Source organism: Shewanella sp. TC10 (assembly GCF_009663145.1).
Taxonomy (GTDB): domain Bacteria; phylum Pseudomonadota; class Gammaproteobacteria; order Enterobacterales; family Shewanellaceae; genus Shewanella.
This window is the reverse complement of record NZ_VKHR01000012.1, coordinates 84342-95879: the sequence shown is the minus strand read 5'-3', so window position 1 is coordinate 95879 and position 11538 is coordinate 84342. Positions and strand designations below refer to the sequence as shown.

10 protein-coding genes and 1 tRNA gene are annotated in these 11538 nt (G+C 40.4%); 5 read left to right on the top strand and 6 right to left on the bottom strand.

What is annotated here, in order from left to right; translation table 11 throughout:
* The first annotated feature begins 82 nt into the window (after positions 1 to 82).
* The 3 genes from dnaG to FNZ24_RS06390 all read left to right on the top strand — a co-directional run bounded on the left by dnaG (position 83) and on the right by FNZ24_RS06390 (position 4091).
* A complete protein-coding gene (gene dnaG, locus FNZ24_RS06400; RefSeq protein WP_153913631.1) occupies positions 83 to 1807 on the top strand; it encodes a DNA primase in 1725 nt (574 codons plus the stop codon).
* 150 nt (positions 1808 to 1957) lie between these two features.
* Positions 1958 to 3787 carry an RNA polymerase sigma factor RpoD gene (gene rpoD, locus FNZ24_RS06395; RefSeq protein WP_153913630.1) on the top strand — a complete coding sequence of 610 codons (1830 nt, stop codon included), beginning with the start codon at positions 1958 to 1960 and terminating at the stop codon, positions 3785 to 3787.
* Positions 3788 to 4014: 227 nt separating this feature from the next.
* Positions 4015 to 4091 (top strand) — tRNA-Ile (locus tag FNZ24_RS06390).
* A gap of 116 nt (positions 4092 to 4207) precedes the next feature.
* Here the strand turns inward: FNZ24_RS06390 and FNZ24_RS06385 are convergent.
* Positions 4208 to 5035: a hypothetical protein gene (locus tag FNZ24_RS06385; protein ID WP_153913629.1), complete on the bottom strand. Its 828-nt coding sequence runs from the start codon at positions 5033 to 5035 to the stop codon at positions 4208 to 4210.
* A gap of 338 nt (positions 5036 to 5373) precedes the next feature.
* On the opposite strand from FNZ24_RS06385, the gene FNZ24_RS06380 reads away from it, so the two are divergent.
* On the top strand, positions 5374 to 6324 hold the full coding sequence (locus FNZ24_RS06380) for a helix-turn-helix domain-containing protein (protein WP_153913628.1): 951 nt from the start codon (positions 5374 to 5376) through the stop codon (positions 6322 to 6324).
* 93 nt (positions 6325 to 6417) lie between these two features.
* Here FNZ24_RS06380 and FNZ24_RS06375 read toward each other — a convergent pair whose 3' ends face one another.
* The gene (locus FNZ24_RS06375) at positions 6418 to 7170 is read right to left on the bottom strand and encodes a DUF599 domain-containing protein (protein ID WP_153913627.1); all 753 of its coding nucleotides are present in this window, start codon (positions 7168 to 7170) and stop codon (positions 6418 to 6420) included.
* 82 nt (positions 7171 to 7252) lie between these two features.
* Positions 7253 to 8704 (bottom strand): NAD-dependent succinate-semialdehyde dehydrogenase, encoded by a 1452-nt coding sequence (locus tag FNZ24_RS06370; RefSeq protein ID WP_153913626.1) that lies wholly within the window; start codon positions 8702 to 8704, stop codon positions 7253 to 7255.
* A gap of 531 nt (positions 8705 to 9235) precedes the next feature.
* Here FNZ24_RS06370 and FNZ24_RS06365 point away from each other — a divergent pair.
* The gene (locus tag FNZ24_RS06365; protein WP_153913625.1) at positions 9236 to 9580 is read left to right on the top strand and encodes a DUF3634 family protein; all 345 of its coding nucleotides are present in this window, start codon (positions 9236 to 9238) and stop codon (positions 9578 to 9580) included.
* Positions 9581 to 9786: 206 nt separating this feature from the next.
* Here FNZ24_RS06365 and FNZ24_RS06360 read toward each other — a convergent pair whose 3' ends face one another.
* The 3 genes from FNZ24_RS06360 to FNZ24_RS06350 are packed head-to-tail and all read right to left on the bottom strand — an operon-like array spanning position 9787 to position 11537.
* Positions 9787 to 10332: a DUF3833 domain-containing protein gene (locus FNZ24_RS06360; protein WP_153913624.1), complete on the bottom strand. Its 546-nt coding sequence runs from the start codon at positions 10330 to 10332 to the stop codon at positions 9787 to 9789.
* Positions 10332 to 10988 carry a chalcone isomerase family protein gene (locus FNZ24_RS06355; RefSeq protein ID WP_153913623.1) on the bottom strand — a complete coding sequence of 219 codons (657 nt, stop codon included), beginning with the start codon at positions 10986 to 10988 and terminating at the stop codon, positions 10332 to 10334. The genes FNZ24_RS06360 and FNZ24_RS06355 overlap by 1 nt, the downstream gene beginning before the upstream one ends.
* Before the next feature lie 24 nt (positions 10989 to 11012).
* Entirely contained in the window at positions 11013 to 11537 is a 525-nt protein-coding gene (locus FNZ24_RS06350; protein ID WP_153913622.1) for a DUF2878 domain-containing protein, read from the bottom strand.
* Position 11538 lies beyond the last annotated feature (1 nt).

The window sequence follows — 11538 nt, the reverse complement described above, 5'->3', positions numbered from 1 at the left end:
CAAGTAGATAAAACAAACAAGCCGCGCAAGATGCRCGGCTTGTTTGTTTTATCTACTTGGTAATGCGAGACCTATAGCATATATGGCGATACCTCGTGACTTTATCAATGAGCTTATAGCTCGCACCGACATCGTTGATCTAATTGATCATCGTGTGCCTTTGAAAAAAGCAGGGAAAAATCACTCTGCATGTTGTCCTTTTCATAGCGAAAAATCACCTTCTTTTACTGTCAGTCGAGATAAACAATTTTATCACTGCTTCGGTTGTGGTGCCCATGGCAATGCCATCGATTTCATTATGGAATACGATAGGCTTGAATTTGTTGATGCCATCGAAGAACTCGCAGGTAAATTAGGACTGGATGTACCAAGAGAACAAGGTACAGGTCCTAAAAAAGATCAAGGTTTGAGCCGCGACTTATATCAACTGATGGAAGAAGCTAACCTCTTTTATCAAAGTCAGTTACGTCAGCACTCAGACAAACAAAAAGTACTAGATTATTTAGATTTCAGAGGGCTTTCATCCAATGTGGTTGAGCACTTTGGGATAGGTTTTGCGCCTGACGGTTGGGATGGACTATTAAGTCGCTATCGCCAAAATCAGTCAGCACAAGACAAATTACTGACTGCAGGCATGTTGATTGCCAACGATAACGGTAAACGTTACGACCGCTTTCGCGACCGTTTAATGTTCCCTATTCGTGACCGTCGTGGTCGTGTAGTTGGCTTTGGTGGTCGAGTTTTAGGCGATGGAACACCGAAGTACTTGAATTCTCCAGAAACGCCCATATTTCATAAGGGTAATGAGCTTTACGGCCTTTATGAATTGAAGCAAAGACATCGTGACCCTCAACAAGTGTTGATTGTTGAAGGCTATATGGATGTCGTTGCACTTGCTCAATTTGATGTAGACTACGCTGTTGCATCACTTGGTACGGCAACAACTGCTGAACAATTTCAGCTTTTAGTGCGTAGTGCTAAAGAAGTGATTTGTTGTTATGACGGCGATAAGGCGGGTAAGAAAGCCGCTTGGAGAGCATTAGAAACTGCCCTTCCGCTATTAAAACCCGGCGATGTGGTTAGATTTATGTTTTTACCACAAGGTGAAGATCCAGATACTATGGTTCGCCAAGTCGGTAAAGATGGTTTTGAAAAGTTAATGCTTGATGCGCTTGATTTACCAGCGTTTTTATTTGAGACATTAACCAATCAATACGGTACTGATAAGAGTGCATTGGCTAAAGAAGCAATTGCACTGATTGAACGAGTACAAGATACCGTTTTACAGAATTTATTATTAGAGAATCTTGCGCATAAGATTGGTATGAACAGCGCAGACGATCTAAAGAAAAAATTAGGTTTTGCCGTAAAACAGCAACAGCCTATGAATAAAAAGGGCTTACAAGGGCGCGGTACACCATTGCGATTAGCCATTGCTTTGTTAGTACAACGACCTGATTTAGGTTATGGCTTAGCCGCCCAACCTGCATTAGCCCATTTACAAATTGCTGGCATTGATTTGCTAATTGATTTGTTAAATTTAACTCGCGAACAACAGTTTAACAGCGCACAACTACTTGAGATATATCGAGAGCACGAGCAAAAAAGTGCCTTGATAAAATTGGCCCAATGGGACCACCAAGTGGCGGATGAAAACTTAGTTCAAGAGTTTAAACAAACCCTGATCTGGTTGAACAATCAATATATTGAACAGCGTTATCAGGAATTGAGTCTTAAACAAACTCTAACGAAAGCTGAAAAAATTCAGCTAACGAAGCTGATTTCAATAATGAAAGGCATCGCATAATTGCATTTTTTATTTTAAAAATGTTCAGTTAAGCAATGTCATGGACTAGCGTACTTTAGTTCATACAGCTATAATTGACGATTTGCTTGACACTTATGCTTCGGCAGGTGTCCAGTCGTTATTTCAGTTTCCCCAACTTGGATGATATCTATGGAGCATACTCCGCAGTCGCAACTTAAATTGTTGCTTGCTAAAGGTAAAGAGCAAGGTTATTTAACCTATGCTGAAGTCAATGACCACTTGCCAGCTGACATGGTCGATTCAGATCAGATTGAAGATATTGTCCAGATGATCAATGACATGGGCATCCGCGTTTACGAACAAGCGCCAGATGCCGATGACATTATGATGTCTGAGGACAACACCGATGAAGATGCTGCAGAAGAAGCTGCAGCAGCACTTGCAACGGTAGAGAGTGAATTAGGTCGTACAACAGATCCAGTACGTATGTATATGCGTGAAATGGGTACTGTTGAGCTATTGACCCGCGAAGGCGAAATCGTCATCGCAAAACGTATTGAAGAAGGTATTAATACGGTTCAAAGCTCTGTTTCAGAATACCCGCAAGCCATTGCGATGATTCTTGAGCAATTTGATAAGTATGAAGCGGATGAGCTTCGTTTAACCGACATCATTGCAGGCTTCGTAAACCCAGATGACGACGATGTAGCACCGACAGCTACACACGTTGGTTCTGAGTTATCTGAAGAAGAGCTTGAAGACGAAGATGATGACGGCGATGACGAAGATGAAGAGGAAGGCCCAAAAGGTCCAGATCCTGAAGAAGCTAAAGAGAAGTTCACTCAGTTACGTGAGTCTTACGAAAAAGGCTTAGCGGTAATTGAAAAGAAAGGTCGTGATCACCCTGAAGCCATTGGTGCTTTATTTGTCATCGGCGAACTCTTTAAAGAATTCCGTTTAATTCCTAAACAGTTTGATCGCTTAGTAAAAAGCATGCGCACCATGATGGATCGCGTACGTGTTCAAGAGCGTTTAATTCTAAAATTATGTGTTGATCAAGCTAAAATGCCGAAGAAAAACTTTGTTAAGTTCTTCACTGGCAACGAAACTGATTTAGCTTGGTTCCATGCAGAGAAAGACAGTAACAAGCCTTACGCTGAAGGCTTGAGAATGGTTGAAGAAGACGTGATTCGTTGTAGCACTAAATTAGCTGCAATCGAACAAGAAACAGGTCTAATCATTCGTGCAATTAAAGACATCAACCGTCGTATGTCAATCGGTGAAGCAAGAGCTCGTCGTGCGAAGAAAGAAATGGTTGAAGCAAACTTACGTCTAGTAATTTCGATTGCTAAAAAGTACACCAACCGTGGTTTACAGTTCTTGGATTTGATTCAAGAAGGTAACATCGGTCTGATGAAAGCGGTAGATAAGTTTGAATATCGTCGTGGTTATAAGTTCTCAACTTATGCAACATGGTGGATCCGTCAGGCAATTACACGTTCTATTGCTGACCAAGCGCGTACAATTCGTATTCCAGTACATATGATTGAAACGATTAACAAACTTAATCGTATTTCACGTCAAATGTTACAAGAAATGGGTCGTGAACCAACACCTGAAGAATTATCAGAACGCATGTTAATGCCTGAAGATAAGATTCTTAAAGTGTTGAAAATCGCTAAAGAACCAATTTCAATGGAAACACCAATTGGTGACGATGAAGATTCGCACTTAGGTGACTTCATTGAAGATAATACCTTAGAGCTTCCTTTAGACTCAGCAACAAGCGAAAGTTTAAAGAACGCCACTCACGAAGTATTAGCAGGTCTAACTGCTCGTGAAGCTAAAGTATTGCGTATGCGTTTCGGTATCGACATGAACACCGACCATACACTTGAAGAAGTCGGTAAGCAGTTTGACGTAACACGTGAACGTATTCGTCAGATTGAAGCAAAAGCGTTACGTAAATTACGTCACCCTTCTCGCTCTGAAATCTTGAAGTCTTTCTTAGACGAGTAATAAATACTCGAGTAAGACTCAGTTTGAATTATCAAACAAAAAGCCCGCTAATAGCGGGCTTTTTTATTGTTATAAATCAGCGATATCATCAACAGATAGTTAATTGATTGCTTAACAGATAACCAAACGATACCAAGAAGTGAATTTCTAGCTAATTGAGTGGTGACAAGTATCAATAAACTTCGTATACTTCCCTCCGCTTTTGATAGTGACGACTGTCTTAAGTCGGCCCCTTAGCTCAGTTGGTTAGAGCATACGACTCATAATCGTCAGGTCCCCAGTTCGAGTCTGGGAGGGGCCACCAATTTTGATAAGCCGCTTAAAGAAATTTAAGCGGCTTTTTCATGTCTAGATTTTGTAAAAAGTGCTTCATCACTTTTGTGTAGCTGATGTATCTATTACTGCATCAATATCCGCAACTTAACTTTGGCGAGTAAAGCGATAAGATTGGATTTGTACTTCTTTGCCATCAATTTGAGTAAAGCTGTCGACTAAAAACACATCCTGACCGACAAACCTCAGTTCAATACGCATTTTATTTCTGTCATTACCAGAAAAGCTTTCGCCGCTGACCTTAACAGGGTAGTAGCTATAGCGCCCATTTTCGCCTGCTTCACCCACAAACTTTAATGGCTGATTATCTTTAAAGTTTGTCGTAATTTGATAACCTTCTTCAGTGCTATAAGCTAAATCAACTTTACCTGCTAACGTTTGCTTTTTACCGTTTACAGTCAGGTTATCAACCGTAAGCTGAGTTGCTGTGGTTTTAACTAATGCACCTTGAGCTTCTGCATTCGCTTCAATTCGAGCACCTTCATTATTTAGTGCCCAGATATTCACCTGCCATTGGCCACTAAATGTGTCCAACTTATCCCATGTTGCGGGTTGTTGATTGTTCTGAGCCGTTGATTGACCATTTGCACTTACACCACCAGCAGGCAGGCCATTAATATTGATACTCTTGCTGGCATTTTCATTGCGGTAATCTTCGCGATCATTAGCATAGTCAGCACTCGCCCCAGCAACACCACCTGCAGCTGCACCAACTGCTGCGCCTTTAAGAGCCAAACTAGCATCTCCCGCTGCTGCGCCCATGGCTAAGCCTAGAATTGCCCCACCTGCGATACCCGTTTTCATACCACGGTTACTGTTTTCACTACCATCTTCATTTACTGCACCTGAATTAGCGCAAGCACTCAATAATGTAATACTCGCTGCTACCATCATCATCTTGGTTGATTTAATCATATTAATACCCTCAGTTTTATTGATAGCTAAGTAATGGCTTCATGTCTTATAACCATTGCTGCTTCGTTGGTCATCATTAAATCAAATTGTTAGGGAACACATTAGGGCATGCTAACGAAAAAAATATTTCGCCATGCCTAGAGGCTGCTGATCTTTGCTAGTTAAGTTTTGCTCGAAATAAAAGCGTTTTAAACGAGGTAGATAAAGTGATGCCTAGTCATCTAAGCACCTTGTAATCTCAAATGTCCATTTAACAAAGGTGCATTCAACAATAAGCGGTGTTAACTTGGAATGAGTCGTTTGTTCAGTGTTCAAATAACGAAAGCGGGAATTGGCTAATGCGTGAGAATACATTTAAAGACATTGCTGACTATATTGTGACTAGGCGATCTGAGGCGGGATTTTCACAAGAATCTTTGGCTCTAAAACTCGCAGCTTACAATACACTGTTTGAAAACCTAGACTCATTGACAATTAGTCGTTGGGAGAGAGGAAAAGTCAGCCCTAATATCGTAAGGCAAGTATCATTAATGGAGTTTTTTAATGATCAACCTCAGCAATTGCTTTGCGATGCAGCATTTGAATTAAAGCAGCTCCCTTCCATAGACAGTTTTTTCAAAATGATTGATCAACAACTCAACTACAACCATTTAATGGGCGCTCACCCCTACATATCCCAAGATACTATTAGCTTTGATAAATTGACCAAAAATGCAGATGAAGCCGAAAATATGTATGGCTGGATTGCGAACTACCACACAAACTTAACCAAAGGGCGAGAGGTATGGAGCAAGGATTTTATCAAGTCATTAGCTAACGTCGACTCCACAGAGGTCACATTCTATTTAGTTAATGGATTGCTAGCTGGGCATATATTTATTATCAAAGTCAGTGAAGCAACTTTTGATGCTTTATCAACAAACCAGCTTACAGATCAGCAACTCACCCATGAGCATTTGATACAAGCCCATGAGCCTGGTTGTTTGTATATGCTCAGCACCTACTTGGGAGGTAAGCATGTCACAGAAGATTTCTTGTCGCATCTATTGCTCACACTCGCTGAAACGGAAAATAATATTGCCTTTGGCTATAAAGCACGCTCAGACATTGGCGTAAAGTTGATGGACTTTTTAAGCGGGGAAGTTGTTGACCTTGGTGACACTCTGCAAGAGAAAATGGATGGCGCAAAATACCAAGGAAAACGTCGCAGTTATGTCTCATTTAAACTCAGTCGACAGTCATTAATTTCCAGCAGTTTATTTTTAAACCTCACCAGAAATTGCAGTTAAGTGCAGTCAGCTAAGACTCTTTTGCACTCAATGACATACTTACAGCTATCTACTGAAGCGATAATGAAATACAACATAGGACATTCAGCATACTCAGCTGCTATTTTTACTGAGCGATTCAGTTGAGCGCTGCTCTTTTATAGATTGGGCAATTTCTAAGTGTGTTTGCGCTGCAGTAATAGCCCTAACCGCTCGAGACTTAAACTCACGGCGATATAAAGTGTATACCACCAGCAAGCTAGCTAGTATCAATAAAATAGGGTTCCAGAACCAGCATAGCGCAGCCATAGAGAAGTAATATGATCTTAGGCCGTAATTGTATGAGTGAGCAGCTTGATCGCCTACAGTGGCCATTTGACGGGAATAAGCCAATAAGTTTTTATTTTCTCCAGAAGGATCTATTGGTGCAGCACCAATCATGACATTCAAAAAACCATATTGACGCATAGACCAAGTAAATTGGAAAAAGGCTAACACAAAAATTGACGCCAACATCGCCAGCTTCACTTGCACTAACGCATGGTTAGGTTCAGCTGAAAACGGAATTGAACTAATCACTTCTTCTAAACGCTCAACCTGGGCAAATAGTGTCAATACACCCGCTAGTACCAGTAAGGTTGTTGAAGCAAAAAACGCAATATTTCTCTCTAAATTTGCCAGTAAAGAGGCTTCCCCTACACGGATTTCTTTTTTCATCACTTCAGCCATCCAATGGATGCGATGTTGATGTAAGCAACGTGCAATACAATTGGTTGTTTTGGCTTTCCTGCGGGCAAAGAAGGTATAACCTATCCAACAAAGGAAAAAGCAAATTAACGCAATAATATCTAATGGGGAGAAAAGCATAATACTCAATGATTTATTTCAGATGTGTTTAATTATGCAACACATTGAAGCAGGCATAAATAGCTTTTCATCAATTATCAATTTAAACCGCTAAACACACGTATTTCATTTCAAGGTACTCATCTAAACCATGCCTTGAACCTTCACGGCCAAGCCCTGACGATTTAATGCCACCAAATGGCGCAACTTCAGTTGATATCAATCCCGTATTTACCCCAACCATGCCAAACTCGAGCGCTTCAGAGACTTGATAAACTAAACTGATATCACGAGCATAAAAGTAGGCAGCAAGACCAAAGTCAGTATCATTAGCCATTTGAATCACTTGCTCAACAGATTCAAATTCAAAGATAGGCGCCAGTGGTCCAAAGGTTTCTTCTGATGCTAATAGCATTTCCTGAGTCGCACCCGTTATTACTGTGGGCTCAAAATACATCCCTTCTGATTTAACTCTTTTTCCGCCCAATAATAACTCTGCGCCTCGTTCAAGTGCATTTTGAATATGAGATTCAACTTTAACTAGCGCATTGTTGTTAATTAATGGGCCAATGTCTGATTGGTTATCTAAACCATTTCCTACTTTTAGCGCTTTTACCGCTGCAACAAATTTATGGGTAAAAACCTCAAGCACATCTGATTGCACATAAATTCTGTTTGCACATACACATGTTTGGCCAGCATTTCTAAATTTGGCTTGAATCGCTCCCTGCACTGCGGCATCAATATCTGCATCATTAAATACGATAAAAGGCGCATTACCGCCGAGCTCTAACGATAACTTCTTAACTGTCGGTGCACATTGCGCCATTAGCTTAATGCCAACTGCCGTTGACCCTGTAAAAGAAAGCTTTCTAATAACTTTGTTACTACACAACTCATTGCCAATAGCTTTAGCATCTCCAGTGATGACATTAAACACACCTGCTGGCACACCTGCTCTATGGGCAAGCTCCGCAAGGGCTAACGCGCTAAAGGGGGTATCTGGTGCTGGCTTAACAACCATACTACAACCAGCAGCGAGGGCTGGAGCGGCTTTACGGGTAATCATCGCTAATGGAAAATTCCATGGCGTAATTGCAGCAGTCACGCCAATGGCCTGTTTGATAACGGTTATACGTTTATCTGTTTGATGACCTGGAATCGTTTCACCGTAAACTCGCTTGGCCTCTTCAGCAAACCATTCAATAAACGATGCTGCATAGCCGACTTCAGCTTTCGACTCTGCTATAGGTTTACCTTGCTCTAAGGTCATAATTAACGCTAGGTCATCACGGTTATCAATCATTAACTGATGCCAAGTTAATAATATTTGCTGACGCTCTTTGGCAGTTTTAGCTCGCCATTGTGTTAAGGCATTATCAGCCGCAGTAATCGCAAAGTTTGCCTCTTCTTCAGCCATGACAGGGACAGTACCCAATGTTTCATTTGTCGCTGGATTAACGATGTTTTCAACATTGCCGGTATTAGCGTGATGCCACAGACCGTTGATATATGCCTGTTGGCGAAATAAGCTTGGATCTCGAAGTTGCTGCATGACGGCCCTATAAGGTATGGCAAATTGATGATATTTACATTAACTCGACTTAAGGATTAAGGCCTTAAGTAACTCATTCAATATTAGCGAATTTCTCTTTAGATAACGAGGATAAATCGAGTGATTCAAATCTAAGCATCTCGCTTAATATCACTAGGGCCTGTTGATCTTTCAAGGTTGTTTTTGCAGCGAATTGTCGGTCATTTGTACAAGGCAGAGACTTTGTGGTGTAGTTATTCTACATAAAAAGTCGATAACGCAGTAAAAATGACCAACAAACGCTGCCCGAAGGGGTCGACTAAAAGCGTTTTACTCTTTGTTGAATGAACTTTGCTTAGATGACTAAGCATCAATTCATTCGCCTCGATTAAAACGCTTTTATTTCGAACAAAACTTAACCAGCAAAGAACAACAGGCCCTAGGCTTAATTGCAAGTGTGAGCTTGATTATAAAGCTATAAATAAAATTGCATTCCTCAATTAGCGGAGTATCTTAAATATTATAGATATTGTCATATAGAAGGAATTAAGCATGCTTGAAACAGGGTTTAAAGTATTCTTTGTTTTAGTTTTTTTCGTTATTGCCTACAAGCTCATCTTTTCAGGCGCCCGCGGTTTAAAGGTTTTTGAAATGCATTTTAAAGACGGCAAACTCAATAAACACTCGGGAAAAATACCTGAACGTTTTTCAAGAGAATGCAAGTCGATTGCCAAACATGAAAAACTCACATGCACGGTGAGAGCAGAAAAACTCAATGGCGTGCGACTGCATATTTCAGCAAATGTTGATGATAAAATTTCTCAACGGATTAGAAACGTATTTCCCTTTGAGTACTACGACAAAAAACAACCTGATAATTCCAAGTTAAAAGGTTAGTTGCTGATTTTAAATCACCATTAAAACACTAAAATACAAAACCAAAAACGGCATTGAAAACAATGCCGTTTTTGTAAAACTGATTAGTTATAAAAAAGTAGTTAGTTATAAAAAGTGATTAGTTATAATTGCTCATCTTTAAGGGTGGCTAAACTGAGTTCGCTCTTAAAATGACTATCGTTAATTCTCTTTTTGAATAACTAAGCTTAATTCACTTTTTGAATGACTAGAGTCACTTCAGCCACCGTTATACCAAATTTAATAATATCGCTTTTATTAATGATGGTATTTTCATCCACTAAGAACATCCAATCATCAAAGTGGACCTCATACTCAGAGTCATCTACCACTAAGTTCATATCATAAGCCCAGCGTAATGCACTGCCTCTAGCTTCTCCCTCGGCAATGCCCAAAATGTCATTTGCTGTACCTTGATATTGGCCGTTGCCTAAGTCAGTTATTTGCCAAATACGAGTTTGTTTTTCACCATCATCATAAATAAACCATTCATTAATAACCCCCTTATTACCCTGCCAACTGGCTTCCATCGTCACAGTAAATTTACGGGTAACCGTGCCAGAATAATCTTGCACTATGCCTGAGGCGGTCAACTCGCCATCAAAAAAGGTTTGTAAGTCTAATACAGGAGTGGTCTTGTCATAGTCCTCAATCGAGGCTGAAGAACACGACATCAGAAGCAATAAGCTGACCAGCAACAGGCAATACTTGGTGAACTGTTTAATCATAGTCATTACTGATTTGCTCCGATTAATTGCTCACGTAATTCAGGTCTACTGGTTTTTTCTGATAGCCATATACCTAAAAATGCTTTCGAAAAGCCAGTTTCTTCAATCAGTGGCAAGGGGTTATCATTGAAATAAAACTGACCTAAGTCATCGTTATGCATCATGAAGCTCAACTTATCGCCTTCTTTAACATCTGGCCAAGCTTGTTCAATTTGTTGCTGTAACCTCGGTATATCTTGCTCCGCAATCCCGATATGTTGCCACTGGTCTACAGTCGCTTCGATAAGATCTTCTGCTTCGATATCTCTGTGATATTGGATTTCAAGCTTGAGTGGGAATTGATTTTGTTGATAATCACCGTCTACAGACATCAACTTGGCGCTATAAATGGAAAACCACAGTAAGTCCATGTCGGCCTCACCGACCATTTGTAATGCTGACAATGATTGCAAATTAATTTGAGCCGTATCTTGAGTCTTATCTTGAGTCAAAAAATGCGACTCAGACTCTTGTGTCTTTTCAAGTTGATCCGCCCGAGCTTCATTCAATATCAAGGCAGATATCATAAATAAAAATGACATTTTAACTAATGGCATCTTCAAAACAGACTTTGATAAAGAAGGTTGCACTGATTTTTCAAGCGCTAAGTTTACTCTTTTCATCAGCGTTATCTCCTAACCAAGCTGCTACACGAGTTTTTCAAAAGCAACTCGTGAATGCTTTAAACCGATTGTTTTAGCAATCCAAAGTAATAATGGGAACATGAGTGACCAGACCATCAACAATATCAACCCCGAAAATACAGTGCCGTTTGGCAAGCTCACAGCCTGTAAATTGGCGCCACCGATATAACTCAAACTGCCAAAAACGCCTCCCAGTAGAGCCTGTACGGATATAGGAAGTCGATTAAACAGTGCCAGGCTGTAATTGAGGGAAATGGCAAAGTAGCACCACAATAGTCCTAACCAAAATGGGAAGACAGTAAACTCAAACAAGCCAGTAAACGTTAATACAGTATCAAGTGCTATGCCTATCACGCCACAGACTACTAATACTTTAAAATCAAACTTCTTTTGCTGGCTTACGACAAAATGCCAAACCACCAATAAAACTGGGATAATGATAAGCTGGTTACCCGCAAGTACTCCTGCCCACCAAATCACCTGAAAAGCGAGAGCATTGATAATGTTGGTATGAGCGGATAACGGCATG